Source organism: Variovorax sp. VRV01 (assembly GCF_014852545.1).
GTDB classification, from domain to species: Bacteria; Pseudomonadota; Gammaproteobacteria; order Burkholderiales; family Burkholderiaceae_C; genus Variovorax; species Variovorax beijingensis_A.
In genome coordinates, this window is sequence record NZ_JACVBS010000003.1 from 18,215 (window position 1) to 43,969 (window position 25,755).

The window sequence follows — 25,755 nt, forward strand, 5'->3', positions numbered from 1 at the left end:
CGACTCTCCTCCCTCCGACCCTACCGTTTGAAAGGCACGCTAGACCGTGAACGACGACAACGACCTGCCACCCCTGATCGAGACACCGCCCGGCCGCTACCGGCACTACAAGGGCGGCGAATACGAGGTACTGGGCACCGTGCGCCACAGCGAAACGCTGGAACCGATGACGCTGTACCGCGCGCTCTATGGCGCGAAGGGGCTGTGGGTCCGGCCGGCCGCGATGTTCGAGGGCACCGTGGACATCGATGGCGTTCGCCATCGGCGCTTCGCGCCGGTCCGCAACGCTACATAGCCGACGGCACCGGCCCCGACGCGCCTCAGCCGCAGCGAACGTCCGTCACGCGGCCGCGTGCGTCCACATCGAGGTTCAGTCGCCCGCCGTTGAGTTCCATCGTCACCGCCTCCCCGGGCTTCAGCGCGCGCACCGTGCCCGCACCGGCGCGCACGCGGGCGGCGGCCTCGAGCTGGGGCGACAGCGGCTGGCCAACGGCGAAACGCGCGCCGTCCGCATTGCACTGGAACACCGGCTCGGGTGGTGCAGCGGATGCGGATGCAGGGGTTGGTGCAGGGGCTGGCGCGGCGCAGGCCGACAGCAGGATGGCGCCGGCGACCGCGGACAGTAGCGATTGGGTTTTCAATTCATGCTCCCGAAAACCCGCGAATATAAACAAATTTAAGACGTGTGACTTGATGTATCTGCAAGCCACGCAGCAATGGCGCGTGGATACAACTGATGCTCTTGCGCGAGCACCCGGCCGGCCAGCGTGGCGGCCGTGTCATCCGGCAGCACCGGCACCACCGCCTGGTCCAGGATCGGGCCATGGTCGAGTTCCGTCGTGACTTGGTGCACCGTGACGCCGGCCACCTTGCAGCCCGCGTCGATCGCCCGCTGGTGCGTGTTCAGCCCCGGAAAGGCCGGCAGCAAGGAAGGATGAATGTTGACCAGCCGGCCTGCGTAGCGCCCGACGAAGCCCGGCGTCAGGATGCGCATGAAGCCCGCCAGCACCACCAGCGCCGGCGAATGCGCGTCGACCGCCTTCGCCAGCGCCTCGTCGAAAGCCTCGCGCGTCGCGAACTCCTTGTGTGGGACTACGGCGGTTGCGATGCCGTGCGTTCTGGCGACCGCGAGCCCGCCCGCTTCGGCCTTGTTGCTGACGACCGCGGCAATGCGGGCGCCGAAGCGCTCGGACCAGCGGTCGCGCTCGGCGGCGCGCACGATGGCCGCCATGTTGGAGCCGCCGCCGGAAATCAGGATCACGATGTTCTTCATGGGAGGCCGGGATTATCTGTGCTCCGCCCGCGTTGTCGCCGCGCGGACACCGATTCACAGCACGACCGTGCTAAAACTCGAAGCTCCGGAGACACGCCGCGCCGTTTGCGGCGGCACGATCAACACAGCGAGGCACGCATGGATTTGAGCTTCACGCCCGAAGAACACAAGTTCCGCGAAGAAATTCGCGCCTGGGTCAGGGAAAACCTTCCCCAAGAGATTTCGCACAAGGTGCACAACGCGCTCGAACTGACGCGCGACGATCTGCAGGGCTGGGCCAGGATCCTCGGCAAGAAGGGCTGGCTCGGCTACGGCTGGCCGAAGGAATTCGGCGGCCCGGGCTGGACCGCCATCCAGCGCCACCTGTTCGAGGAAGAAACCGCGCTGGCCGGCGCGCCGCGCATCATCCCCTTCGGCCCGGTGATGGTCGCCCCGGTGATCATGGCCTTCGGCAATGCCGAGCAGCAGAAGCGCTTCCTGCCCGGCATCGCGAGCGGCGAGGTCTGGTGGAGCCAGGGTTACAGCGAACCGGGCTCGGGTTCCGACCTCGCCTCGGTCAAGACCCGTGCCGAACGCAAGGGCGACAAGTACATCGTCAACGGCCAGAAGACCTGGACCACGCTCGGCCAGTACGGCGACTGGATGTTCAACCTCGTGCGCACCAGCAACGAGGGCAAGCCGCAGACCGGCATCAGCTTTTTGCTGCTCGACATGAAGTCGCCCGGCGTCACGGTGCGGCCGATCAAGCTGCTGGACGGCAGCCATGAAGTGAACGAGGTGTTCTTCGACAACGTCGAGGTGCCGGCCGAGAACCTGATCGGCGAGGAGAACAAGGGCTGGACCTACGCCAAGCACCTGCTCTCGCACGAGCGCACCAACATCGCCGACGTGAACCGCGCCAAGCGCGAGCTCGAGCGCCTGAAGCGCATCGCGAAGAGCGAAGGCGTCTATGAAGACCAGCGTTTCCGCGACGAGATCGCCAAGCTCGAGGTCGACATCGTCGCGCTCGAGATGATGGTGCTGCGCGTGCTCTCGGCCGCCACCTCGGGCAAGAACTCGCTCGACGTCGCGGGCCTGCTCAAGATCCGCGGCAGCGAGATCCAGCAGCGCTACAGCGAACTGATGATGCTGGCGGGCGGTGCCTATTCGCTGCCGCTCATCCGCGAAGCGATGGAAGCCGGCTGGCAGGGCAACTTTCCGGGCGGCAACCCTGCCCTTGCGCCGCTCGCATCGACCTTCTTCAACATGCGCAAGACCACCATCTACGGCGGCTCGAACGAAGTGCAACGCAACATCGTCGCTCAGACGGTGCTGGGCTGAGGAGACAAGAACATGGATTTCAATTTCACCGACGACCAGGAACAGCTGCGCGACGCCGTTCGCAAGTGGGTCGACAAGGGCTACGACTTCGAACGCCGCCGCGGCATCGAGGCCCAGGGCGGCTTCTCGCGCGAGGCCTGGGACGAACTGGCCGAACTCGGCCTGGGCGGCCTCTACATCGCCGAGGACGACGGCGGCCTGGGCATGGGCCCGGTGGCCGGCATGGTGGTGATGGAAGAGCTGGGCCGCGGCATCGTGCTGGAGCCCTTTGCGCAGACGCTGATCGCCGGCGCCGTGCTCAGCGGCTATGCCGGTGCCGACACCAAGGACAACTGGCTGCCGCGCATTGCCGGCGGCCAGGCCATCGTGGTGCTGGCCTACCAGGAACGCAGGTCGCGCTACCGGCTCGACCTGTGCGACGCCAAGGCCGTGAAGGCCGGCGACGGCTGGTCGCTGACGGGCGCCAAGAGCGTGGTGCCCGTGGGCGACGAAGCCGATGCCTACCTGGTGCCGGCCAAGGCCGACGGCAAGATCGCCCTCTTCCTGGTCGAACGCAGCGCGAGCGGCGTCGAGGCCCGCGGCTACGGCACGCAGGACGGCAGCCGCGCGGCCGAGGTGGTGTTCGACAAGGCAGACGCCACGCTGGTCACGGCCGACGGCCTGGCCGCGCTCGAATATGCGGTGGACGTCGGCATTGCCGCCACCTGCGCCGAAGCAGTGGGTGTGATGGACAAGACCGTGGCCCTCACCGTCGACTACATGAACCAGCGCAAGCAGTTCGGCGTGGCCATCTCCACCTTCCAGGCGCTGCGCCACCGCGTGGCCGACATGAAGATGCAGCTCGAGCTCGCGCGCTCGATGAGCTACTACGCCACGCTCAAGCTCAATGCGCCGGCTGAGGAGCGGCGCCAGGCACTGGCGCGCGCCAAGTACCAGCTCGGCGTGTCGATGCGTTTTGTCGCCGCGAATTCGGTGCAGCTGCATGGCGGCATCGGCGTGACCGACGAATACATCGGCAGCCACTATTTCCGCAAGCTCACGCAGCTCGAAATGACCTTCGGCGACACGCTGCACCACCTGGGCGAAGTGTCGGCGCGCATGCAGGACACGGCCGGCGTCTTCGCCTGACTGCGTTTTTCCCATAGCATCCAACGCCCGCCCGCCTTGCGCCGGCGGGCGTTCTTACTGGAACCTGCCAGGAACACACCTCACATGCCATCACGCCGCACCCTACTGGCCCTCGGGCTCGCATCGACCGCCATGCTGACCGCCTGCGCCACCGCCCCCTCGCCTTCGTACACCGAACGCCCGCCGATCGTCTTCATGCACGGCAACGGCGATTCGGCCGCACTGTGGCTGACCACCATCTGGCGCTTCGAATCGAACGGCTGGCCGCGCGACCGGCTCTTCGCGCTCGACCAGCCCTATCCGCTGGCGCGCGACGACGATGCCGTGGCGCAGCCGGGCCGCAGCTCGACCACCGATTCGGCCGTGTTCCTGAAGGCCGAGGTCGACAAGGTGCTGAAGGCCACGGGCGCCGGCAAGGTGGTGCTGATCGGCAATTCGCGCGGCGGCAACACGATCCGCAACTACGTGCAGAACGGCGGCGGCGCAGCCGTCGTGAGCCACGTGGTGCTGGGCGGCAATCCGGCGCACGGCATCTGGGCGGTGAAGGGCTTCCGCGAGAACAACGAGTTCTCGGGGCTCTCGGGCTTCATGCAGCAGCTCAATGCGCCGAAGGGGCCGAACGGCGAGGAAGTCACGCCGGGCGTGAAGTGGCTCACGCTGCGCTCCGACAACAACGACAAGTACGCCCAGCCCGACGGCGTGTGGATCGGCGTGCCGGGCCAGCCGACGAACATCGGCTTCGACGGCCCCGCGCTCAAGGGCGCGACCAACGTGGTGCTGCCGCGCGTGGACCACCGGGAAACCTCGTTCTCGCCCGCCGCGTTCGCGGCGACCTGGCAGTTCCTGACCGGCGAAGCGCCGCGCAGCACGGCGGTGGCACCCGAGGCGAGCGTCGTGCTCGACGGCCGTGCATTGGGCGCGGAGAACCTTTCGCTCAATGGCGGGCAGGTCACCGTGTATGCCATCGATCCGGCCACGGGCGCACGGCGCGGCGATGCGGTGCACAGCAAGAGCATCGGCGCCGATGGCCGCTGGGGTCCGTTCAATGCGCGCGGCGACACGGCCTACGAGTTCGTGCTCAGCGCACCCGGCTACGGCATCACGCACATCTACCGCAGCCCGTTTCCGCGCAGCAGCCGCGTCGTGAACCTGCGCCCCGAACGCCTCGCGCCGGCCGATGGCAGCGCCCAGGTGGTCGTCGTCTTCACGCGGCCCCGCGGCTACTTCGATGCAGAGCGCGACACCATGCGCTTCGACGGCCAGAGCCCGCCGCCCGGCGTGCCGCCCAGGGGCTCCGGCGTGTCGAGTTCGCGGTTGCGCCTGGCCGCCGCGCAACCGCAGCGCGCCGTGACCGGTGAATTCAACGCGGAGCGCATCACCGGCCTGACCTGGCCTGCGGCGCAGCAGCACGTGACGGTGCTCGAATTGACCTACTGACTGATCGACGAGGGCCAAGGACATGAACGACACGACTTCTCCCTTCGTGCTGGCGGCACGCGATGCACGCGGCGTGGCCACGCTGACGCTGAACCGCCCGGCCTCGTTCAATGCCCTCTCCGAAGGCATGCTCGGCGCACTCGAACAGGCGCTCGCTGACATTGCGGCCGACGACACGGTGCGCGCCGTCGTCATCGCGGCGGCGGGCAAGGCCTTCTGCGCGGGCCATGACCTGAAGGAAATGCGCGCCGAACCCTCCCTCGGCTACTACCAGCGGCTCTTCGAGCGCTGCGGCGCCATGATGCTGTCGATCCAGCGCCTGCCCGTGCCGGTGATCGCGCGCGTGCACGGCATTGCGACGGCCGCGGGCTGCCAGCTGGTCGCGGTGTGCGATCTGGCGGTGGCCGCGACCGAGGCGCGCTTCGCGGTCAGCGGCGTGAACGTGGGACTGTTCTGTGCCACCCCGAGCGTCACGCTGTCGCGCAACCTCGGCCGCAAGCAGGCCTTCGAGATGCTGGTGACCGGCGAATTCATCGGCGCGGAGGAAGCCCGCGAGAAGGGCCTGGTCAACCGGGTGGCGCCACCCGGCCAGCTCGACGCCGCGGTGGAGGCGCTGGTGGCGAGCATCGTCGCCAAGCCGCGCCAGGCGCTCGCGCTCGGCAAGGCGCTGTTCTACCGGCAGCTCGAAACCGGCATCGAGGCCGCGCTGGCCGACGCCAGCCAGACCATGGCCTGCAACATGATGGACGAGAGTGCGCTCGAAGGCGTCCAGGCCTTCATCGAGAAGCGTCCGCCGGACTGGAAGCGCTAGGTGTCGTGCAGCCGCGAACTCTGCGGCAGGTGCGCCATCAGGAATTCCATCTGGTCCGCCAGGATGCGGCGATTCCGCAAAATGAAATCTTCCCAGAGGCTGGGCACGTAGGGCGCGTACAGCAGCGGCATGTTGGCCTGCTCGGGCGTGCGGCTGCTCTTGCGGTGGTTGCAGGGCCGGCAGGCCGTGACCACGTTCATCCAGGTGTCGATGCCGTTCTGCGCGAACGGAATGATGTGCTCGCGGGTGAGTTCGTCTTCGTGGAAATGCCCGCCGCAGTAAGCACAAATGTTGCGGTCGCGCGAGAACAGCTTGCTGTTGGTGAGCCCCGGGCGCTGGGTGAAGGGATTGATGCGCGGCACACCCTTGGTGCCGATGATGCTGTTGATCGCGATCTGCGATTGCTGGCCGGTGATGGCATTGTGGCCGCCACGGAACACGGCCACCTGCGCGCCCACCTCCCAGCGGACTTCGTCCGCTGCATAGTGGATGACCGCCTGTTCGAGCGATATCCATGACTGGGGCAGCCCTTGGGCCGACAGCTTCAAGACCTTCACCACACGCCTCCTCAAAAAGGGAAGAATCACGGAAAGACCAGGGACACGCAGCGCGCCGGAGACCCCTTCGGGCGACGCACTGAGTCACAATATACCGGCTTTGTGACAAAACGGCCTGATGTGCCCATTTGACGGGCAAAAGGCGCTATCAAAAAGATACCCACCCATGCAGGTTTTCCGCGGCTTCCGGCACCCGGGCGTGGCTCCGGCCTGCGCCCTCACCATTGGCAATTTCGACGGCGTGCACCGTGGCCACCAGGCCATGCTGGCGCTGCTGCAGACCGAGGCACGCCATCGCGGGCTGCCCAGTTGCGTGCTCACCTTCGAGCCGCACCCGCGCGACTATTTCGCCGCCGTCACCAGGAAACCCGACCTGGCACCCGCGCGCATCGGCACGCTGCGCGACAAGCTCACCGAGCTCGCGGCCTGCGGCGTGGCGCAGACGGTCGTGCTGCCCTTCGACGGCCGGCTGGCCTCCCAGTCGCCCGAAGCCTTCATCCAGAACGTGCTGATCGACGGCCTGGGCGCGCGCTACGTGCTGGTGGGAGACGACTTCCGCTTTGGCGCCAGGCGGGCCGGCGACTACGCCATGCTCGACGCGGCCGGCGATGCGCACGGCTTCGACGTGGCGCGCATGAACAGCTACGAGGTCCACGGCCTGCGCGTTTCCAGTTCGGCCGTGCGCGAGGCGCTGGCCGAGGGCCGCATGGCCGATGCCCAGCATCTGCTCGGCCGGCCCTACACGATCTCGGGCCACGTGGTCCATGGCCGCAAGCTCGGCCGCGCGCTGGGCGCCTCGGCGCCCGGCAAGGACGACGGGTTCCGCACCCTCAACCTGCGCTTCAAGCACTGGAAGCCGGCGGCCAGCGGCATCTTCGCGGTGCTGGTGCACGGGCTGGCCGACCAGCCGCTGCCCGGCGTGGCGAACCTCGGCGTGCGGCCGTCGCTCGATGCCAACGACGTCAACGCGGGCCGCGTGCTGCTGGAGACGCATTGCCTGGAGTGGCCCTCGCATCTGGGTGCCGAAGGGGCCTACGGTAAAATCGTCCGCGTGGAACTCCTGCACAAACTGCACGACGAATTGCGCTACACCAGCCTCGAGGCCCTGACTGCGGGCATCGCGAAGGATGGGCGCGACGCGCGCGCGTTCTTTGCGTCGACCCACGCCGAAACCCACCGCCAGACCACGCGCGATCGAATTTAGCCCTGCACGCACCGTGCTGCCGCCCTTCGACAAGCTCAGGGCGAACGGCTTTTCTTCCGCACCGACCGCTCAAATGCAGTTCGGGCTGAGCCTGTCGAAGCCCCTCTGTTTCGCACCCCAACATGTCTGACGCCGCTTCCCCCACCGATTACCGTTCCACGCTGAACCTGCCCGACACCCCCTTCCCGATGCGCGGCGACCTGCCCAAGCGCGAACCGAGCTGGGTCAAGGAATGGAACGAAGAAGGCCGCTACCACCGCCTGCGCGACGCCCGCCACGGCGCGCCCAAGTTCATCCTGCACGACGGCCCGCCGTACGCCAACGGCCAGATCCACATGGGCCACGCGGTGAACAAGATCCTCAAGGACATGATCACCAAGGCGCGGCAGCTCGAAGGCTACGACGCGCTCTACGTGCCCGGCTGGGACTGCCACGGCCTGCCGATCGAGAACGCCATCGAAAAGCAGTACGGCCGCAACCTGAGCCGCGACGAGATGCAGGCCAAGAGCCGCGCCTACGCCACGGAACAGATCGCGCAGCAGATGGCCGACTTCCAGCGCCTGGGCGTGCTGGGCGAATGGGACCACCCCTACAAGACGATGGACTTCGCCAACGAAGCCGGCGAGCTGCGCGCGTTCAAGCGTGTGATCGAGCGCGGCTTCGTCTACCGCGGCCTGAAGCCCGTGTACTGGTGCTTCGACTGCGGCTCGTCGCTGGCCGAGTTCGAGATCGAATACGCGGACAAGAAGAGCCAGACCCTCGACGTGGCCTTCAAGGCGCATGACCGCGAGAAGGTGCTCAAGGCCTTCGGGACCGACCACACGATCCTCGGCGACATCTTTGCCGTGATCTGGACCACCACCGCGTGGACCATCCCGGCCAACCAGGCGATCAACCTGAATCCGGAGATCGAATACTCGCTGGTCGACACCGAGCGCGGCCTGCTGATCCTCGCCAACTCGCTGGTCGAGATGTGCATGACGCGCTATGCGCTCGACGGCAAGGTGCTGGCCACGGTCAAGGGCGAGGCACTCGGCGGGCTCGAATTCGAGCATCCGCTGTACGACGTGGACGCGGGCTATCGGCGCCTGTCGCCCATCTACCTGGCCGACTACGCCACCGCTACCGACGGCACCGGCCTCGTGCACTCGTCGCCGGCCTATGGCGTGGACGACTTCAACTCCTGCATCGCCCACGGCGTGGCCTACGACGACATCCTGAACCCGGTGCAGGGCAACGGCAGCTACGCGCCCGACTTCCCGCTGTTCGGCGGGCAGAACATCTGGAAGGCGGTACCGGTGATCATCGCCGCGCTGCGCGACGCCAACCGGCTGCTGACCACCGAGACCATCTCCCACAGCTACCCGCACTGCTGGCGCCACAAGACGCCGGTGATCTACCGCGCCGCGGCGCAGTGGTTCATCCGCATGGACGAGGGCGAAGGCGTGTTCACCAAGGACAAGGCGCCCAAGACGCTGCGCCAGACCGCGCTCGACGCCATCGAACAGACCAGCTTCTACCCGGAGAACGGCAAGGCGCGCCTGCACGACATGATCGCCGGGCGGCCCGACTGGTGCATCAGCCGCCAGCGCAGCTGGGGCGTGCCGATCCCGTTCTTCCTGCACAAGGATTCGGGCGAGCTGCATCCGCGCACGATGGAGATCCTCGACCAGGCCGCCGACATCGTCGAGAAGGGCGGCATCGAGGCCTGGAGCCGCGTCACCGTCGAAGACATCCTGGGCGCCGAAGATGCACCGAGCTATACCAAGAGCACCGACATCCTCGAGGTGTGGTTCGACTCGGGCTCGACCTTCTATCACGTGCTGCGCGGCACGCACCCCAACGTGCACCACGAGAGCGGCCCCGAAGCCGACCTGTACCTCGAAGGCCATGACCAGCACCGCGGCTGGTTCCATTCGTCGCTGCTGATCGCCTGTGCGCTGGAAGACCGCGCGCCGTACCGCGGCCTGCTTACGCACGGCTTCACGGTGGATGCCAAGGGCATCAAGATGAGCAAGTCGCTCAAGAACGGCATCGACCCGCAGGAGATCAGCAACAAGCTGGGCTCGGAAATCATCCGCCTGTGGGTGGCCGCAAGCGACTATTCAGGCGACATCGCGGGCGACGACAAGATCCTCGCGCGCGTGGTCGATGCCTACCGCCGCATTCGCAACACGCTGCGCTTCCTGCTGGCGAACACGAGCGACTTCGACATCGCGAAAGATGCGGTACCGCTCGAGGAGCTGTTCGAGATCGACCGCTATGCGCTGTCGCGCGCGGCGCAGTTCCAGGCCGAGATCCTTGCGCACTACAAGGTGTACGAGTTCCATCCGGTGGTGGCCAAGCTGCAGATCTACTGCTCGGAAGACCTGGGCGGCTTCTACCTCGACATCCTGAAGGACCGGCTCTACACGACCGCGCCGGGCTCGCGGGCGCGCCGCAGCGCGCAGACGGCGCTCTGGCACATCTCGCAGGCGATGCTGCGCTGGATGGCACCGTTCCTGAGCTTCACGGCCGAAGAGGCGTGGAAGTTCGTGAGCACGGGCAAGCCGGGCGAGTCGATCTTTGCGCAGACGTACAGCCAATTCGCCGCGCCCGACGAAGCACTGCTTGCCAAGTGGAGCCGCATCCGCGAGATCCGCGACGTGGTCAACAAGGACATCGAGGCCGTGCGCGCCGAAGGCAAGCTCGGCTCGTCGCTGCAGGCCAACCTGCGGCTCAGCGCAGCAGCTGATGACTTCGCGTTGCTGGGCTCGCTGGGCGACGACCTGAAGTTCGTCTTCATCACCTCCGCCATCGAACTGGCGGCGGGCGAGGCGCTGTCTTCGGTGGTGACGCCGAGCAGCGCGCAGAAGTGCGATCGCTGCTGGCACTACCGCGACGACGTGGGCCACGACCCGGCGCATCCCACGATCTGCGGCCGTTGCACGAGCAACCTGTTCGGTGCCGGCGAGCCGCGGAGCTTTGCCTGATGGCGGCCGCACGCTCCATGTCGGCATCGCGCTCGCGCAGCGGCAGCATCTGGCCGTGGCTCGCTCTGGCGGCAATCGTCCTGATCATCGACCAGTTCACCAAGACGCTGATCCTGGGCTACTACAAGCTCGGCGACGCGACCTACGTCACGAGCTTCTTCAACGTGGTCCGGGCGCACAACACGGGCGCCGCGTTCTCGTTCCTGGCCGACCACTCGGGCTGGCAGCGTTGGTTCTTCACGGCCATTGGCGTGGCGGCCGCGGTGTTCATCGTCTGGATGCTGAAGTCGCACGCGGGGCAGAAGCTATTCTCGTTCTCGATGGCCTGCATCCTGGGCGGCGCGATCGGCAATGTGATCGACCGGATGATGCACGGCTACGTGGTGGACTTTCTAAGCTTCCACGTCGGTGACTGGTACTTCCCGGCCTTCAATGCGGCGGACAGTGCGATCACGCTGGGAGCGATCTGCCTGGTCCTGGATGAGATACGGCGGGTTCGGCGCGGGAAGTAGGTTCGGCGTCCTTTAGAGGCCGTCCGCCCTCACCCCAAACCTCTCCCGGAGGGGGAGAGGGGGCAAGACGGGCCTCCAACACAACGCGAGGGTTTCTCCCCACTTTCACGGCCTGTCATAGCGGGGTCATACTGTCGCGGTGAAATGTAATCGATTACATGACACCGCACGAATGAGCATCCAAGCCGTTGCAGCCAAAGCCGGGGTTTCCGTGGCCACCGTGTCGCGGGCCTTCAACTTCCCCGACAAGGTGACCCGCTCCACGCGGGAGCTGGTGGAGCGCGTCGCGCGTGAACTCGACTACGTGCCGAATGCCAGCGCGCGCACCTTGCGCACCCAGCGCAGCCGTGCATTGGGCGTGGTGCTGCCGACCCTGCTGAATCCGACCTTTGCCGAATGCCTGCAGGGCATTGCGCGGGCAGCCATTGCCGGCGGCTACGCGATCATTCCCGTCACCACGGGCTACCAGCTCGACGAGGAAGAACGCGCGGTCCACCTGCTTCTGGCCGGCAATGTCGACGGGCTGATCCTCGTGGTCTCCAATCCGTCCACGTCGGCCGCGCTCGCTCGGCTGCGCGGCACCGGCACGCCCTACGTGCTGGCCTACAACAGGCACCCCGAGCATCCCTGCGTGACCGTCGATGGCGAGGCGGCCGTGGCCGATGCGGTGGCGCGGCTGGTGCTGCTGGGACATCGCCGCATCGCGATGGTCAGCGGCACGCTCGCCGCGTCCGACCGCGCGCAGCAGCGCTATCGCGGCTACCGCAAGGGCATGGCCGATGCCGGGCTCAAGGCGCCGCCGCTGATCGAGGTGCCTTTTGTCGAAAGCGCGGTCGATGCGCTCGCCGGCGTGCTGCAGGCGCCCGGCCGGCCCACCGCACTGGTCTGCTCGAACGACCTGCTCGCCATCCGCAGCATCCGCGCCGCGCACCTGGACGGCCTTGGTGTGCCGGACGACCTCAGCGTCATCGGCTTCGACGGCATCGCGCTCGGCGAAGACCTGACGCCGGCGCTCACAACCATCGCCCAGCCCAACGACGACATCGGCCGCCGCAGCGTCGAACTGCTGATCCAGGCCATGGCCGGCGGCACCGCGCTGCAGGCCGATGCGAGCCTGCTGCTGCCGTACTTCTTCCGGGACGGCGAGTCGTGCGCGGCCGCGCGCGACACCGCCGCCGACTGATCACTCAACCCGCTACCGCCTCTCACCCTCCAAGGAGCTCCTTCATGCTGACTTCCCGCTTCTCGCGCATGGCCCGCCTGGGCCTGCTGGCTGCCGCGCTCGCCGCCGGCAGCACGGCCATGGCCCAGACCGCCATTTGCTACAACTGCCCCACCGAGTGGGCCGACTGGGGCACGCAGCTCAAGGCCATCAAGGCAAAAACAGGCATCACCGTGCCGGCCGACAACAAGAATTCGGGTCAGTCGCTTGCGCAGCTGGTGGCCGAGAAGGCGAGCCCCGTGGCCGACGTCACCTACCTGGGCGTGACCTTCGCGGTGCAAGCACAGAAGGAAGGCGTGGTCGAGCCCTACAAGCCGGCTGCGTGGAAAGACATTCCCGACGGCCTGAAGGACCCGGCCGGCAACTGGTTCACCATCCATTCGGGCACGCTCGGCTTCATGGTCAACGTCGATGCGCTCAAGGGCAAGCCGGTTCCGAAGTCGTGGGCCGACCTGCTCAAGCCCGAATACAAGGGCCTGATCGGCTACCTCGATCCCGCCTCGGCCTTTGTGGGCTATGTCGGCGCAGTGGCCGTGAACGAGGCGCGCGGCGGCACGCTCGACAACTTCGCGCCGGCCATCGACTACTTCAAGGCGCTGCAGAAGAACGAGCCCATCGTGCCCAAGCAGACCTCCTACGCGCGCGTGCTGTCGGGCGAGATCGCGATCCTGCTGGACTACGACTTCAACGCCTACCGCGCCAAGTACAAGGACAAGGCCAACGTCGCCTTCGTCATCCCGAGCGAAGGCACGCTGGCCGTGCCCTACGTGATGAGCCTGGTTGCCAAGGCACCGCATGCCGCGGAAGGCAAGAAGGTGCTCGACTTCGTGCTGTCGGACGAAGGCCAGGCGATCTGGGCCAAGGCCTACCTGCGGCCGGTGCGCACGAGCGCAATGCCCAAGGACATCGAGGCGCAGTTCCTGCCGGCCAGCGAATACGCACGCGCCAAGAGCGTGGACTACGCGCGCATGGCGGAGGCGCAGCGGGCGTTCTCCGACCGCTATCTCAAGGAAGTACGCTGAAGAAGCCCGCGCCATGAAGTCGTCGTCGGCCAACGCCTGGAACCCACGCTGGCGCCTGCTCGCTTGCGCAGCTCCTGCCGCCGTGTTCTTCGCGGCCTTCTGGCTGCTGCCGGTGGTGCGCCTGCTCACGCTGCCGGCGAGCAAGGGCTGGGCCACCTACTTCGCTGTGCTCACCGACTCGCGCTACCTGCAGAGCATGGCCAACACCGTGGCACTGTCGGTGGCGGTGACCTTGGCAACGCTGGTGCTGGGCGCCGCCGTGGGCATCTACCTTGCGCGGCACACCTTCGCAGGCAAGCGCATGCTGCTGTCGCTGCTCACGCTGCCGCTGTCCTTTCCGGGCGTGATCATCGGTTTCTTCGTGATCCTGCTGGGCGGGCGGCAAGGGCTGGTGGCCGATATCGGCGACAGCCTGTTCGGCGAACGCATCACCTTCGCCTATGGCCTGCTCGGCCTGTTCCTGGCCTACCTCTACTTCTCATTGCCGCGCGCCATTGCCACCTATGCCGCCGCGGCCGAGGCCATGAACATGCAGCTCGAAGAAGCCGCGCGTTCGCTCGGCGCCTCGCGCCTGCGGGTAGCACGCGACGTGTGGCTGCCAGAGCTCGCGCCCACCACGCTCGCCTGCGGCGCGATCCTGTTCGCCACCTCGATGGGCGCCTTCGGCACCGCCTTCACGCTGGCCAGCAAGTTCGAGGTGATCCCCATCACCATCTACAACGAGTTCACCAACTACGCCAACTTCGCGCTCGCCGCATCGCTGTCGATCGCGCTGGGTCTCGTGACCTGGCTGGTGCTGTTCGCCGCGCGGCGCTTCGGCGCCAACCCGGTCGCGCGCTGAATCAAGGAATTGCCTCATGCGCAAGAACACGCAACCCAGGGCGCCCTTCCTGCTGGCCATCACCGTGCTTGTGAGCCTCTTCATGATCGCGCCGATGCTGCTGTCGGTGATGGCGGGCCTGGTCAACAACTACAGCGCCGGTCTGAAGAGTGGCCTCACGCTGCGCTGGCTCGGCGAGGTGTGGGAGAACTACGGCGGCACCGTCGGCTGGTCGCTCGCGCTGGCGCTGGCCTGCGTGGTGGGCACCGTGCTGCTGGGCGTGCCCTGTGCCTACGCGCTCGCGCGCAGCCGCTCGCGCGCGGCGCACATCTTCGAGGAGCTGCTCACGCTGCCGGTGGCGGTGCCGGGCCTGGCCACCGCGCTGGCGCTGATCCTCGCCTACGGCCAGCTCACGGCCTTTCGGCAGAGCTTCGCCTTCATCCTCGTGGGCCACATGGTGTTCACGCTGCCGTTCATGGTGCGCACCGTGAGCTCGGCCTTCCAGCGCGACGACCTGCTCGCGCTCGAAGAGGCGGCGCGCTCGCTGGGCGCCAACTTCCGCCAGCGCTTCATGGGCATCCTCGTGCCCGCCGTGTTCCCCGCGATCGTCGCCGGCAGCCTGATGGTGTTCACGCTCTCGGTGGGCGAGTTCAACCTCACGTGGATGCTGCACACGCCGCTCACGCGCACCCTGCCCGTGGGCCTGGCCGACAGCTATGCCTCGATGCGCATCGAGATCGGATCGGCCTACACGCTGGTCTTCTTCGCCGTGATCCTTCCGGTGCTGTGGGGCCTTCAATACCTTGCCAACCTGATGCAGAAACGCCATGGAACTTGAACGCGTCCCCATCGACATCGCGAATTGCGCGAAAACCTACGCTGACGGCACGCGCGGCCTGCTGCCGACCGACCTGCATGTGGAGGCGGGCGAAGTGCTCGCGCTGCTCGGGCCCTCGGGCTGCGGGAAGACCACGCTGCTGCGGCTGATCGCGGGGCTCGAAGCGCCCGACGAAGGCAGCCGCATCGTGTTCGGCGGGCAGGACGTCACCGGGCGGCCGGTGGAGCATCGCGGCGTCGGCATGGTGTTCCAGAGCTATGCGCTTTTCCCGCAGATGACGGTGGCGGCCAACATCGGCTATGGGCTGCGCATCCGCGGCGTGGCGCCGGCAGAGGAAAGGCGCGCAGTGGGCGAGCTGGTCGAGCTGACGCGCCTGGGCGGGCTGGAGAACAAGCGCCCTGCCGAACTCTCGGGCGGCCAGCGGCAGCGCGTGGCGCTGGCGCGCGCCGTGGCCGTGCGTCCGCGCGTGCTGCTGCTGGATGAGCCGCTGGCCGCGCTCGATGCCAAGCTCAAGGAGTCGCTGCGCGACGAGCTCGCCGAACTGCTGCGCCGCCTGCACATCACGGCCATCCACGTCACGCACGACCAGCAGGAGGCGATGGCCATTGCCGACCGCCTGGCGGTGATGAGCGCCGGGCGCATCGTGCAGATCGGCCGCGGCGAAGAGCTGTACCGCGCGCCGGCGCATCCCTTCGTGGCGGAGTTCCTGGGCCGCGTCAACCGCCTCGCGCGCGAGGCCGACGCCATTGCGCAAGGCGTTGTCCGACTCGGCGGAAGCACCCTGCCTTGCCCGCCCGCCTGGCGCAGCCATGCGATGCTGCTGGTGCGGCCGGAAGACGTCGAAGTGGGTGCGCCGCGGCCCGACTGGGGCGCCGCCACGGTCGAGCGCCGCACCTTCCTCGGCGACCGCGTGCAGCTGCAGTTGCGCATGCAGGACCAGCCCCTGCTCGTGGCCGATGTGGGCCGCGACACGCCTTTCGGCCCCGGCGATCCGGTGGGCCTGCGCATCCTGCCCGACCGCCTGATGACCTCGCAGGAGACCAGCGCATGACGACAACGACACAAGACACCACTTTCCTGGTCCAGCTGACCGACCTGCACATCCGCGAACCGGGACGCCTGGCCTATGGCCGCATCGACACCGCGCCCTACCTGGAGCGCGCGGTGCAGTCGGTGCTGCGGCTGCCGCAGCAGCCCGACGCCGTCGTGATCACGGGCGACCTCAGCGACTTCGGCCGCGCGGCCGAATACGAGCACCTGGCGCGCCTGCTGGCGCCGCTCGCGATGCCGGTCTACCTGATGCCCGGCAACCATGACGAGCGCGGCCAGCTGCGCCGCAGCTTCCCCGGCCATGCCCATCTGGCGGCGGGCGTGGGCTCGGCCGGCTTCGTGCAGTATTCGGTGCGCGTGGGCGCGTTGCGCCTGCTCGCGCTGGACACCTGCGTGCCGGGCGCGAGCCACGGCGAACTCTGCGGCGAACGCCTGGCCTGGCTCGAGGAACAGCTCGACGCCTGCCGCGGCGAACCGGTGGTGATTGCCATGCACCACCCGCCCTTCCGCACGCTGATCGGCCACATGGACGAGATCGGCCTGCTGCAGGGCGCCGAGGCGCTCGAAGCACTGGTCGCGCGGCATGACAACGTGGAGCGCGTGATCTGCGGCCACCTGCACCGCGCCATCGACGTGCGCTTCGGCGGCACCATCGCATCGACTTCGCCGGCACCGGCGCACCAGGTCTGCCTGGACCTGTCGCCCGATGCGGCCTCGGCCTGGACGCTGGAGCCGCCGGGCTTCAGGGTCCATGCCTGGTCGGCCCGGGACGGCCGGCTCGTGACCCATCTGGCGGCTTCCGGTACCTTCGAAGGCCCTTTTCCCTTCCATGACAACGGAGCGTTGATCGACTGAGGCCATACATGTGGAAAATGGGGCCGCAAACGAACAAAAACGAAAAGGATAGAAACCGGCATCCATGAAGCACCTCCTGAACCTGCTCGCCGCCGTCGCCCTCCTGGTGTGGGGCACGCACCTCGTGCGCACGGGCGTGCTGCGCGTGTTCGGCGCCAACCTGCGCAAGATCCTGGTGCAGAGCATGCGCAACCGCTTCACGGCCGCGCTCTCTGGCATCGGCGTCACGGCCCTCGTGCAGTCGAGCACCGCCACTTCGCTGATGACTTCCTCCTTCGTGGGGCAGGGCCTGGTCACGCTGCCGGCGGCGCTGGCGGTGATGCGCGGAGCGGACATCGGCACGGCGCTCATCTCGGTGCTGTTCTCGGCCGACCTGTCCTGGCTGTCGCCGATGTTCATCTTCGTGGGGGTGGTGCTGTTCATTTCCCGCTCGGCCAGCGTGGCGGGCCGCGTGGGGCGGGTGCTGATCGGCCTGGGGCTGATGCTGCTGGCGCTGCAGCTGGTGGTGGAGGCGACGGAGCCGCTCTTTTCAGCGCCGGCCGTGCGCGTGCTGCTGGCCTCGCTCAACAGCGACGTGCTGCTCGAGATCACCATCGGCGCCGCGCTGGCGATCGTGGCCTATTCGAGCCTGGCCGTGGTGCTGCTGGTGGCGGCCATGGCCAGCTCCAACGTGGTGCCGCTGGACGTCGCGCTCGGACTGGTACTGGGCGCCAACCTCGGCAGCGGCCTGCTGGCGGTGCTGACCACGGCCAAATCCGCCGTGCCGGTGCGCCAGGTCACGGTGGGCAACCTGTTGTTCAAGGCGCTGGGGGTGGCCATCCTCGCGCCCTTCGTCGGGCTCTGGCTGCGCCATGTGCAGCCGCACGTGCCGAATGCGACCCACGGCGTGGTGCTGTTCCACCTGGCGTTCAACGTGATCATCAGCGTGGGCTTCATCGGCCTCACGCAGTGGGTCGCCACGCTGGTCACCAAGGTGCTGCCGGTGCCGCCGCTGCCGGCCAGCTCGACGCGGCCGCACCACCTCGACCCGTCGGCCCTCTCGACGCCCTCGCTCGCCATTTCGAACGCGGCGCGCGAGGCGCTGCACCAGGCCGACGTGGTGGAGACCATGCTCATCGGCACGCTCGACGTGATCCGCCACAACGACCTGCGCCTGGCGCAGGAACTGCGGCAGCTGGACGACACGGTGGACGAGCTCTACTCGGCCATCAAGTACTACATGACGCGGATCTCGCGCGAGGCGCTGGGCGAGGAAGAAAGCCGGCGCTGGACCGACATCATCAGCTTCACCATCAACATGGAGCAGATCGGCGACATCATCGAGCGCGTGATCATCGACATCGAGGACAAGAAGATCAAGCCGCAGCGCAATTTCTCCGAGGCGGGCATGGCGGAAATCGTGGAGCTGCACGGACGGCTGGTCGCCAACCTGCGCCTGAGCATGAGCGTCTTCCTGAATGGCAACGTGCGCGACGCGCAGCGGCTGCTGCAGGAGAAAGCCCGCTTCCGCGACCTCGAGCGGGCCTATGCCACCACCCACCTCGACCGGCTCTCCGACCGCACCACGCTGAGCATGGAGACCAGCTCGCTGCACATCGACCTGATCAGCGACCTGAAGCGGATCAACTCGCACATCTGCTCCATTGCCTATCCGATCCTGGAATCGGCGGGCGCGCTGGCGCCGAGCCGCCTGCGCGAATCGCGGCTCGGGAAGATCGAGGGCTGATCCGGCGCGCAGCGGTCAGTGCGCCGTCGGCAACCGCGGCGCCATCAACTGCTCCTGCCGGCGGCGCAGGCAGAAATCGATCAGGTCGTCGAGTTCGGTGGCCTTGTCGAACACCGCGTCGGCGCCCAGCTGCGCGCACTTGCGGCGCATCTCCGGGGTCAGGTAGTTGCTGAGCACCACCATCTTCTGGTTCGGATCGCGGTTGCGGCAGGCTTCGAGCACGCCGAAGCCGGTGCCATCCTTGAGGAACAGGTCGACGATGGCCAAGTCCCACTGCGAGAGGTTGCCTGCGAGCCAGCGCGCGCCCTCGTCCTGCGTTTCGGCCTGGCCCACCGGATCGATCCGCGCCACCTCGCGCAGGGTTCCGGCCAGGTTCTCGCGGATGGCGGGGTTGTCCTCGACGATGAAGGTTCTGACGGTGTCCATGGCGCTGGCCTTCGCTGGCTTTGCTGAAGGCTACAAAGTGCACCTTGCACAAGACGCAGGCATGACACCCCACCCCGGGTAGGACAGGGCTGGCCCTGCAGCGGGCCCGCCACGGCCCGGACTCAGAGCGTGAGGATGGTGCAGCCGGTGGTCTTGCGCGCTTCCAGGTCGCGGTGGGCCTGCTGCACGTCGGCCAGTGCATAGCGCTGGTCGATCGGGATCTTCACCGCGCCGCTCTGCACCACGCCGAACAGGTCGTCCGCCATCGCCTGCGTGCTCTCGCGCGTGGCCATGTGCGTGAACAGCGTCGGCCGTGTCACGTAGAGCGAGCCCTTGGACGCGAGCGTGCCCAGGCTGATCGGCGGCACCGGGCCCGAGCCGTTGCCGAACACGGCCAAAAGGCCGAAGGGGCGCAGGCAGTCGATGGAACCTTCCCAGGTGTCCTTGCCGACCGAGTCGTACACCACCTTCACGCCCTTGCCGCCGGTGATCTCCTTTACCCGGGCCGCGAAGTTCTCGGTGCTGTAGTTGATGGCATGTGCCGCGCCGTGCGCCAGGGCCAGCTTGCACTTGGCATCGCTGCCCGCGGTGCCGATCAGCTGCAGGCCCAGGGCCTTGGCCCACTGGCAGGCGATCAGGCCGACGCCGCCGGCCGCCGCGTGGAACACGATGAAGTCGCCGGGCTGCAGGCCCTCCACCGGCAGCGTCTTCTTCAGCAGGTATTGCGTCGTCAGGCCCTTGAGCATCATGGCCGCGCCGGTCTCGAACGAGATCGCATCGGGCAGCTTGCAGACGTTCTTTGCCGGCATCACGCGCAGCTCGCTGTAGGCGCCGGGCGGCTGGCTCGCGTAGGCGGCGCGGTCGCCGGCCTTCAGGTGCACCACGCCTTCGCCCACGACCTCGACCACGCCCGAGGCTTCCATGCCCAGCTGCAGCGGCATCTGGAAGGGATAGAGCCCGCTGCGCTGGTAGGTGTCGATGAAGTTCAGGCCCACGGCCTTGTGGCGGATGCGGATCTCGCCGGGGCCGGGCTCACCCACCTCGACGTCGACGATCTTCAGTTCCTCGGGACCGCCATGGCGGTCGATACGGACGGCTTTGCTCATCATCTTCGAAGTCTCCAGTCGCACAGAAAAGAAGAGGCGCATCGTGCCACGTTTGGCCTTCGCGCGGCGGGGGCGGGGAATGCCCGGTAGAGTCGGCGGCCATGCAGATCCAGCAGCGCCTCACGCCGTCCACCGTCTTCCTGCTCACCGTGCCGCCGCTGCTCTGGGCGAGCAACGCGGTGGTGGGCCGCCTGGTGCGCGACCTGGTGTCGCCGCTCACGCTGAACTTCGTGCGCTGGGTCATCGCGTTCGTGCTGCTGCTGCCGCTCGCGTGGCCGGTGCTGCGCCGCGGCAGCCCGATGTGGCCGCACTGGAAGCGCTACGCGGTGCTGGGGCTGCTGGGCATCGGCTGCTACAACGCGTTCCAGTACCTGGCGCTGCAGACCTCCGCGCCGATCAACGTCACGCTGGTGGGCTCCAGCCTGCCGCTGTGGATGCTGGCGGTGGGCGGCATTTTCTTCGGCGCCCGTGTCAGCGGTCGCGAGATCGGCGGCTCGCTGCTCTCGATGCTGGGCGTGCTGCTGGTGCTGAGCCGCGGCGAATGGCGGCAGCTGCTCGCGCTGCGGCTGGTGCCGGGCGATCTCTACATGATCCTGGGCACCATCGCCTGGGCGTTCTACAGCTGGTTCCTCGCGCGCACGCGGGAGCCGCAGGGCGTGCGGCAGGACTGGGCCGCGTTCCTGATGGCGCAGCTGGTGTTCGGCCTCGCATGGTCGGGGCTGTTCGCGGCCGGGGAATGGATGCTGACCGATGCGCGCATGGCGCTCGGATGGCCGCTGCTGGCGGCGCTGGCCTTCATCGGCATCGGCCCGGCCGTGCTGGCCTACCGCTGCTGGGGCAGCGGCGTGCAGCATGCGGGGCCGCAGGCGGCGAGCTTCTTCATGAACCTCACGCCGCTGTTCGCTGCGCTGCTGTCCGCGGCCTTCCTGCGCGAGCCGCCGCACTGGTACCACGGTGCGGCCTTCGCGCTGATCGTGGGCGGGATCGTGGTGTCCTCACGGCGCCGATAGGCGCGCGACGCGACGTGCGCGAAGCCTGGGGGCGATCTCAGTACGTACCAGGGTAGGCGCCGCCGTCAGCAAGGACGTTCTGCCCCGTCATGTAGCCTGCCTGCATGCTGCAGAGAAAGGCGCAGATCGCGCCGAACTCGGCCGGCGTGCCGAAGCGCCTGGCCGGGATGTTCTTCTTGCGGGCTTCCCACACGGTGTCGAAGTCCTGGCCGGTCTTCTGGGCCGTGCCTGCCATCGTGCCCTTGAGGCGGTCGGTGTCGAAGGAGCCGGGCAGCAGGTTGTTGATGGTCACGCCCTGCGCGGCGATGGAGGTGCGCGCCACGCCGGCCACGAAGCCCGTGAGGCCGCTGCGCGCACCGTTGGAGAGGCCCAGGATGTCGATGGGCGACTTCACCGAGCTCGAGGTGATGTTGACGATGCGCCCGAAGCCGCGCTTGGCCATGCCGTCGACCGTGGCCTTGATGAGCTCGATGGGCGTCAGCATGTTGGCATCGACGGCCTTGATCCAGGCCTCGCGGTCCCAGCTGCGGAAGTCGCCCGGGGGCGGGCCGCCGGCGTTGGTGACGACGATGTCGAAGTCGTGGCCCAGTGCGAACACCGCGGCGCGGCCGGCCTCCGTCGTGATGTCGGCGGCCACGTGCTTGACGAAAGGCGCCGGCGAGCCGGCTGCCGCTGCGGCCAGCTTCGCAGCCGCCGCTTCCAGCGCCTCGGCGCCGCGCGCCACGATGACCACGTTCACGCCCTCGCGCACCAGCGCCTCGGCACAGCCGTAGCCGAGTCCCTTGCTCGCGCCGCACACCAGCGCGGTCTTGCCTGCAATGCCCAAATCCATGTTGTTGCTCCTTGACTGCAGGGACGCTAGCGCCCCATGCGTGTGAAAACGAAGATGCCCGCAATCACGAGCACCGTGCCGGCCGCGATCCACGCGGTGAACGGCTCGCCGAGTATGACCACGCCCATGAGGATGGTCGACAGCGGCCCGATCATGCCGGTTTGCGCGGCCATGGCCGGGCCGATGCGCTCGATGGCCATCATGACCATGAGGACAGGCACCGCCGTGCACAGCGTGGCGTTGAGCACCGACAGCCAGATGACCTCGGGCGCCACCTGCATCGCGGCGCTCATCGGCCGCGTCAGCACGAACTGCAGGATGCACAGCAGGCAGGCCACGGTGGTGGCCAGCCCCACGAGCCGCAGCGAGCCCAGGCGCTTGACGAATTCGCCGCTGTAGACAAGGTAGCCCGCATAGCTCACGGCGCTCAGGAACACGAGGAAGGTGCCCCAGGCCGCCGCCCCGCCACCCTTGCCGCCACCGCCGATCCAAAGCTCATGCCCGAACACGAGCAGCACGCCGGCATAGCTCACAATCATGCCGAGCACCTGCGGCCGCGTGGCGCGCCGCCGGTACAAAAGCCAGCCGAACAGCAGCACCAGCGTGGGGTTGAGATAAAGGATGAGCCGCTCGAAGCTGGCCGAGATGTAGGCAAGCCCCGCAAAGTCGAGAAAGCTCGCAAGGTAATAGCCCGAGAAGCCGAGCCCCACCACGCCGAACCAGTCGCGCCCCGTGAGCGCGGGCTTGCCGCGGCCGGCCCACCACGCCATCAGCGCAAAGAGCGGCAGCGCAAACAGCATGCGCAGCATGATCAGCGTGATCGCATCCACGCCGTAGCGGTAGGCCAGCTTGACGATGATGGCCTTGCCGCTGAACGCGACCGCGCCCAGCGAGGCGAGGATGAGGCCGGGCGCAATGCTCCTTGCGCCGCTTGCGGAAGATGAGGGAATGCCGGTCTGTACGGCGGACTTGGTCATTCCCCGATCATCGCGTAGCCGTCAAAAGCCTGCCGCCAAGCCATCGCGGCGCGGATCGCTGGCGGCCACGTAGCCTTCGACCGATGGATCGCCTGCGCGCCAGATGAACTGGCCGGCGCCGAAGTCCTGGTAGGAGTCGTCGATCACGTCGAGGTGGTGGCCGAGCTCGCGCAGGCCCTGAACCGTGGCCGGATTCATCGCGGCCTCGACGTTGATCTCGAGCCCCGCGTTGAAGCGCCAGCGCGGCGCATCGCAGGCGGCCTGCGGGTTCTGCTTGTAGTCGAGCATGCGCACCAGCGTCTGCATGTGGCCTTGCGGCTGCATGTTGCCGCCCATCACGCCGAAGCTCATCACCGGCTGGCCGTCCTTGGTGAGGAAGGCCGGAATGATGGTGTGGAACGGCCGCTTGCCCGGCGCCACGACGTTCGGGCTCTCGGCCTTGAGGCTGAAGCCATGGCCGCGGTTCTGCAGGCTGATGCCGAACTCGGGCTCCACGCAGCCCGAGCCGAAGCCCATGTAGTTGCTCTGGATGAAGCTCACCATCATGCCGCTCTCGTCGGCCGCCGTGAGGTAGATGGTGCCGCCCTTGACGGGGTTGCCGGCCTTGAAGTCCTGTGCCTTTTTCACGTCGATGAGTCTCGCACGCGATGCCAGGTAGGAGTCATCGAGCATTTGCGCGGGTGTCACCGTCATCGACGATGGCTCCGACACGTAACGGTAGACGTCGGCGAAGGCGAGCTTCATCGCCTCGATCTGCAGGTGCTGCGAAGCCACCGAGTCGACCGGCAGCGAGGCGATGTCGAACTTCTCGAGGATGCCGAGCGCGATCAGCGCCGCAATGCCCTGCCCGTTGGGCGGAATCTCGTGCAGCGTGTGGCCGCGGTAGTCGCGCGAGATCGGCTGGACCCATTCGGGCTGGTAGGCCGAGAGGTCGGCCACCGTGAGCGAGCCGCCCTGCTCTTTCGAAAACCTGGCGAGCGCCTCGGCGATCTCGCCGCTGTAGTAGGCCTCGCCCTTGGTGCGGGCAATGGCCTTGAGCGCGCGCGCGGCGGCCGTGAAGCGGAACAGCTCGCCCACTTCGGGCGCCCGGCCCCAGGGCATGAAGGTCTGCGCGAAGCCCGCCACCGAGGCCAGCACCGGCACCGCGGCGGCCCATTTCTGCTGCACGACCGGCGGCACCAGGTAGCCGCGCTCGGCAATGTCGATGGCCGGCGCCAGCAGGTCGGCAAAAGGCAGCTTGCCGAAGCGCTCGCTCAGCGCCACCCAGCCTCGCACCGCGCCCGGCACGGTGACCGAATCGATGCCGCGCATCGGCGGCGTGGCGGCATCGGCGCCGTACTTGGCCTTGAAGTAGTCGGGCGTCCAGGCCTTGGGCGCACGGCCCGAGGCGTTGAGGCCGTGCAGTTCCTTGCCATCCCACAGGATGCAGAAGGCGTCGCTGCCCAGGCCGTTGCTCACGGGCTCGACCAGCGTCATCACGGCCGCCGTGGCAATGGCCGCATCGACGGCATTGCCGCCCTGCTGCAGCATGCGCAGCCCCGCCTGTGAGGCGAGCGGATGCGACGTGGACACCACGTTGCGCGCAAAGATCGGAATGCGGGTGGAGAGATAGGGGTTGCTGAAGTCGAAGTTCATGGGATGTGCTCGCTCATTCGTTGGTGATCTTGCGCTCGACCACGATCTTTTTCCACTTGGCGGCGTCGGCCGCCACCATCCTGGCGAACTGCTCGGGCGTTCCGGCAGCAGCAGGCTCGATGCCCAGGCGCGAAAGCTTTTCCTTCACCTCGGGATCGGCCAGCGCCTCGTTCGCGGCCTTGTTGACGCGCGCCACGATGTCCGCCGGCAGGCCCTTGGGGCCGTAGAAGCCGAACCAGGTGTTCGACTCGAAGCCCGGCAGCGTGTCGGCGATCGGCGGCAGCTCGGGCGCGAGCGGGCTGCGCTTCAGCGTGGTAACGCCCAGCGCGCGCAACCGGCCGTCGCGCACATGCGGCATGCCGGTGGGCAGCGAGTCGAACAGCACGTCGACCTTGCCGCTGATCAGGTCGGGAATGGCCAGCGCCGTGCCCTTGTAGGGAATGTGCGTCACGAACACGCCGGCCTGCGCCTTGAACAGCTCCGCCGTGAGCTGCACGATGGTGCCGTTGCCGCTGGAGGCGTAGTTGAGCTTGCCGGGATTCTTTTGTGCGTAGGCTATCCACTCGCGCACGGTCTTCGCGGGCGAATTGACCGGCACCAGCATGATGCTCGGCGCATCGCCCACGTGCGCGATGGGCGTGAAGTCGCGCACCGTGTCGTAGGGCAGCTTGCTGGTGATGGCCGGCCCGATGGAGTGGGTGCTGGTGGTGGCCAGCAGCAGCGTGTAGCCGTCGGCCGGCGCCTTCGCGGCCATGTCCGAGCCGATGGCGCCGCCTGCGCCCGGCTTGTTGTCGATGACCAGCGTGGTGCCGAGCTTTTCGCCCATCTTCTGCCCGAGCGTGCGGGCAAAGAGGTCGGTCGCGCCGGCCGCCGGGAACGGCACGATGAGCCGCACCGGCTTGTTCGGGTAGCCCTGGGCCAGGCCGGGCGTCGACGCAGCCACGCAAAGCGCCGCTGCGGCCGCTTGGAGGAACTGGATTCTTTTCATGGTGCTGATTCTGGCCCGGTGGAGAAAAGCTCGC

At 67.7% G+C, this 25,755-nt stretch carries 25 protein-coding genes; 16 read left to right on the plus strand and 9 right to left on the minus strand.

What is annotated here, in order from left to right:
• The first annotated feature begins 46 nt into the window (after positions 1–46).
• A complete protein-coding gene (locus IB278_RS06335) occupies positions 47–295 on the plus strand; it encodes a DUF1653 domain-containing protein (protein WP_145741241.1) in 249 nt (82 codons plus the stop codon).
• 25 nt (positions 296–320) lie between these two features.
• On the opposite strand, the gene IB278_RS06340 is transcribed toward IB278_RS06335, so the two are convergent.
• Positions 321–641: an I78 family peptidase inhibitor gene (locus tag IB278_RS06340; protein ID WP_145741239.1), complete on the minus strand. Its 321-nt coding sequence runs from the start codon at positions 639–641 to the stop codon at positions 321–323.
• 35 nt (positions 642–676) lie between these two features.
• Positions 677–1,273 carry a phosphoribosylglycinamide formyltransferase gene (purN, locus tag IB278_RS06345; RefSeq protein ID WP_145741238.1) on the minus strand — a complete coding sequence of 199 codons (597 nt, stop codon included), beginning with the start codon at positions 1,271–1,273 and terminating at the stop codon, positions 677–679.
• A gap of 138 nt (positions 1,274–1,411) precedes the next feature.
• Here purN and IB278_RS06350 point away from each other — a divergent pair, with 138 nt between their 5' ends.
• The 4 genes from IB278_RS06350 to IB278_RS06365 all read left to right on the plus strand — a co-directional run bounded on the left by IB278_RS06350 (position 1,412) and on the right by IB278_RS06365 (position 5,969).
• On the plus strand, positions 1,412–2,593 hold the full coding sequence (locus IB278_RS06350; RefSeq protein ID WP_192322999.1) for an acyl-CoA dehydrogenase family protein: 1,182 nt from the start codon (positions 1,412–1,414) through the stop codon (positions 2,591–2,593).
• A 12-nt stretch (positions 2,594–2,605) separates the two neighbouring features.
• On the plus strand, positions 2,606–3,721 hold the full coding sequence (locus IB278_RS06355) for an acyl-CoA dehydrogenase family protein (protein ID WP_192323000.1): 1,116 nt from the start codon (positions 2,606–2,608) through the stop codon (positions 3,719–3,721).
• An 84-nt stretch (positions 3,722–3,805) separates the two neighbouring features.
• Positions 3,806–5,158 (plus strand): alpha/beta fold hydrolase, encoded by a 1,353-nt coding sequence (locus IB278_RS06360; RefSeq protein WP_145741233.1) that lies wholly within the window; start codon positions 3,806–3,808, stop codon positions 5,156–5,158.
• A gap of 22 nt (positions 5,159–5,180) precedes the next feature.
• Positions 5,181–5,969 carry an enoyl-CoA hydratase gene (locus IB278_RS06365; RefSeq protein ID WP_192323001.1) on the plus strand — a complete coding sequence of 263 codons (789 nt, stop codon included), beginning with the start codon at positions 5,181–5,183 and terminating at the stop codon, positions 5,967–5,969.
• On the opposite strand, the gene IB278_RS06370 is transcribed toward IB278_RS06365, so the two are convergent.
• On the minus strand, positions 5,966–6,526 hold the full coding sequence (locus IB278_RS06370; RefSeq protein WP_012746419.1) for an HNH endonuclease: 561 nt from the start codon (positions 6,524–6,526) through the stop codon (positions 5,966–5,968). The two genes, IB278_RS06365 and IB278_RS06370, sit on opposite strands and share 4 nt — an antisense overlap.
• Positions 6,527–6,692: 166 nt before the next feature.
• Between IB278_RS06370 and IB278_RS06375 the strand changes: the two genes are divergently transcribed.
• From IB278_RS06375 to IB278_RS06420, 10 genes are all read left to right on the plus strand, one after another.
• Positions 6,693–7,730, plus strand: a complete 1,038-nt coding sequence (locus IB278_RS06375; protein ID WP_145741230.1) for a bifunctional riboflavin kinase/FAD synthetase — start codon at positions 6,693–6,695, stop codon at positions 7,728–7,730.
• Between the two features lie 122 nt (positions 7,731–7,852).
• On the plus strand, positions 7,853–10,702 hold the full coding sequence (gene ileS / locus IB278_RS06380; RefSeq protein WP_192323002.1) for an isoleucine--tRNA ligase: 2,850 nt from the start codon (positions 7,853–7,855) through the stop codon (positions 10,700–10,702).
• Positions 10,702–11,214, plus strand: coding sequence for a signal peptidase II (lspA, locus tag IB278_RS06385; RefSeq protein WP_192323003.1), 513 nt, complete (start codon positions 10,702–10,704; stop codon positions 11,212–11,214). The genes ileS and lspA overlap by 1 nt, the downstream gene beginning before the upstream one ends.
• A 172-nt stretch (positions 11,215–11,386) precedes the next feature.
• Entirely contained in the window at positions 11,387–12,397 is a 1,011-nt protein-coding gene (locus IB278_RS06390; RefSeq protein WP_192323004.1) for a LacI family DNA-binding transcriptional regulator, read from the plus strand.
• Between the two features lie 44 nt (positions 12,398–12,441).
• Positions 12,442–13,458 (plus strand): ABC transporter substrate-binding protein, encoded by a 1,017-nt coding sequence (locus IB278_RS06395; protein ID WP_370878937.1) that lies wholly within the window; start codon positions 12,442–12,444, stop codon positions 13,456–13,458.
• A 13-nt stretch (positions 13,459–13,471) separates the two neighbouring features.
• Positions 13,472–14,299 (plus strand): ABC transporter permease, encoded by an 828-nt coding sequence (locus IB278_RS06400; RefSeq protein ID WP_192323005.1) that lies wholly within the window; start codon positions 13,472–13,474, stop codon positions 14,297–14,299.
• 16 nt (positions 14,300–14,315) lie between these two features.
• Entirely contained in the window at positions 14,316–15,116 is an 801-nt protein-coding gene (locus tag IB278_RS06405; protein WP_021005985.1) for an ABC transporter permease, read from the plus strand.
• Positions 15,106–16,167 (plus strand): ABC transporter ATP-binding protein, encoded by a 1,062-nt coding sequence (locus IB278_RS06410; protein ID WP_145741221.1) that lies wholly within the window; start codon positions 15,106–15,108, stop codon positions 16,165–16,167. Before IB278_RS06405 ends, IB278_RS06410 begins: the two co-directional genes overlap by 11 nt.
• A complete protein-coding gene (locus IB278_RS06415; protein WP_192323006.1) occupies positions 16,164–17,021 on the plus strand; it encodes a phosphodiesterase in 858 nt (285 codons plus the stop codon). Before IB278_RS06410 ends, IB278_RS06415 begins: the two co-directional genes overlap by 4 nt.
• A gap of 64 nt (positions 17,022–17,085) precedes the next feature.
• Positions 17,086–18,747, plus strand: a complete 1,662-nt coding sequence (locus tag IB278_RS06420; RefSeq protein WP_145741218.1) for a Na/Pi cotransporter family protein — start codon at positions 17,086–17,088, stop codon at positions 18,745–18,747.
• Between the two features lie 15 nt (positions 18,748–18,762).
• Here IB278_RS06420 and IB278_RS06425 read toward each other — a convergent pair whose 3' ends face one another.
• Positions 18,763–19,173, minus strand: a complete 411-nt coding sequence (locus tag IB278_RS06425; RefSeq protein WP_145741216.1) for a response regulator — start codon at positions 19,171–19,173, stop codon at positions 18,763–18,765.
• Positions 19,174–19,295: 122 nt separating this feature from the next.
• A complete protein-coding gene (locus IB278_RS06430) occupies positions 19,296–20,279 on the minus strand; it encodes a quinone oxidoreductase family protein (RefSeq protein ID WP_192323188.1) in 984 nt (327 codons plus the stop codon).
• Positions 20,280–20,380: 101 nt separating this feature from the next.
• Here IB278_RS06430 and IB278_RS06435 point away from each other — a divergent pair, with 101 nt between their 5' ends.
• The gene (locus IB278_RS06435) at positions 20,381–21,289 is read left to right on the plus strand and encodes a DMT family transporter (protein WP_192323007.1); all 909 of its coding nucleotides are present in this window, start codon (positions 20,381–20,383) and stop codon (positions 21,287–21,289) included.
• A gap of 37 nt (positions 21,290–21,326) precedes the next feature.
• Here IB278_RS06435 and IB278_RS06440 read toward each other — a convergent pair whose 3' ends face one another.
• Genes IB278_RS06440 through IB278_RS06455 form a run of 4 tightly spaced genes read right to left on the minus strand, consistent with a single transcriptional unit; the run spans position 21,327 to position 25,721 of the window.
• Positions 21,327–22,121: an SDR family oxidoreductase gene (locus IB278_RS06440; protein WP_192323008.1), complete on the minus strand. Its 795-nt coding sequence runs from the start codon at positions 22,119–22,121 to the stop codon at positions 21,327–21,329.
• 26 nt (positions 22,122–22,147) lie between these two features.
• Positions 22,148–23,098 (minus strand): DMT family transporter, encoded by a 951-nt coding sequence (locus IB278_RS06445; protein WP_192323009.1) that lies wholly within the window; start codon positions 23,096–23,098, stop codon positions 22,148–22,150.
• A gap of 21 nt (positions 23,099–23,119) precedes the next feature.
• Entirely contained in the window at positions 23,120–24,733 is a 1,614-nt protein-coding gene (locus IB278_RS06450; protein ID WP_145741208.1) for a gamma-glutamyltransferase family protein, read from the minus strand.
• A 13-nt stretch (positions 24,734–24,746) separates the two neighbouring features.
• Positions 24,747–25,721 (minus strand): Bug family tripartite tricarboxylate transporter substrate binding protein, encoded by a 975-nt coding sequence (locus IB278_RS06455; RefSeq protein WP_192323010.1) that lies wholly within the window; start codon positions 25,719–25,721, stop codon positions 24,747–24,749.
• Between the last annotated feature and the right edge of the window lie 34 nt (positions 25,722–25,755).

Bases quoted from the DNA above. Each gene is read 5' to 3' on its own strand.
- IB278_RS06440 (WP_192323008.1), bottom strand. From the start codon at position 22,121: ATGGATTTGGGCATTGCAGGCAAGACCGCGCTGGTGTGCGGCGCGAGC.
- IB278_RS06375 (WP_145741230.1), top strand. From the start codon at position 6,693: ATGCAGGTTTTCCGCGGCTTCCGGCACCCGGGCGTGGCTCCGGCCTGC.
- lspA (WP_192323003.1), top strand. From the start codon at position 10,702: ATGGCGGCCGCACGCTCCATGTCGGCATCGCGCTCGCGCAGCGGCAGC.
- IB278_RS06455 (WP_192323010.1), bottom strand. From the start codon at position 25,721: ATGAAAAGAATCCAGTTCCTCCAAGCGGCCGCAGCGGCGCTTTGCGTG.
- IB278_RS06450 (WP_145741208.1), bottom strand. From the start codon at position 24,733: ATGAACTTCGACTTCAGCAACCCCTATCTCTCCACCCGCATTCCGATC.
- ileS (WP_192323002.1), top strand. From the start codon at position 7,853: ATGTCTGACGCCGCTTCCCCCACCGATTACCGTTCCACGCTGAACCTG.
- IB278_RS06425 (WP_145741216.1), bottom strand. From the start codon at position 19,173: ATGGACACCGTCAGAACCTTCATCGTCGAGGACAACCCCGCCATCCGC.
- purN (WP_145741238.1), bottom strand. From the start codon at position 1,273: ATGAAGAACATCGTGATCCTGATTTCCGGCGGCGGCTCCAACATGGCG.
- IB278_RS06365 (WP_192323001.1), top strand. From the start codon at position 5,181: ATGAACGACACGACTTCTCCCTTCGTGCTGGCGGCACGCGATGCACGC.
- IB278_RS06395 (WP_370878937.1), top strand. From the start codon at position 12,442: ATGCTGACTTCCCGCTTCTCGCGCATGGCCCGCCTGGGCCTGCTGGCT.
- IB278_RS06405 (WP_021005985.1), top strand. From the start codon at position 14,316: ATGCGCAAGAACACGCAACCCAGGGCGCCCTTCCTGCTGGCCATCACC.
- IB278_RS06390 (WP_192323004.1), top strand. From the start codon at position 11,387: ATGAGCATCCAAGCCGTTGCAGCCAAAGCCGGGGTTTCCGTGGCCACC.
- IB278_RS06435 (WP_192323007.1), top strand. From the start codon at position 20,381: ATGCAGATCCAGCAGCGCCTCACGCCGTCCACCGTCTTCCTGCTCACC.
- IB278_RS06355 (WP_192323000.1), top strand. From the start codon at position 2,606: ATGGATTTCAATTTCACCGACGACCAGGAACAGCTGCGCGACGCCGTT.
- IB278_RS06360 (WP_145741233.1), top strand. From the start codon at position 3,806: ATGCCATCACGCCGCACCCTACTGGCCCTCGGGCTCGCATCGACCGCC.
- IB278_RS06415 (WP_192323006.1), top strand. From the start codon at position 16,164: ATGACGACAACGACACAAGACACCACTTTCCTGGTCCAGCTGACCGAC.
- IB278_RS06410 (WP_145741221.1), top strand. From the start codon at position 15,106: ATGGAACTTGAACGCGTCCCCATCGACATCGCGAATTGCGCGAAAACC.
- IB278_RS06350 (WP_192322999.1), top strand. From the start codon at position 1,412: ATGGATTTGAGCTTCACGCCCGAAGAACACAAGTTCCGCGAAGAAATT.
- IB278_RS06400 (WP_192323005.1), top strand. From the start codon at position 13,472: ATGAAGTCGTCGTCGGCCAACGCCTGGAACCCACGCTGGCGCCTGCTC.
- IB278_RS06420 (WP_145741218.1), top strand. From the start codon at position 17,086: ATGAAGCACCTCCTGAACCTGCTCGCCGCCGTCGCCCTCCTGGTGTGG.
- IB278_RS06445 (WP_192323009.1), bottom strand. From the start codon at position 23,098: ATGACCAAGTCCGCCGTACAGACCGGCATTCCCTCATCTTCCGCAAGC.
- IB278_RS06430 (WP_192323188.1), bottom strand. From the start codon at position 20,279: ATGAGCAAAGCCGTCCGTATCGACCGCCATGGCGGTCCCGAGGAACTG.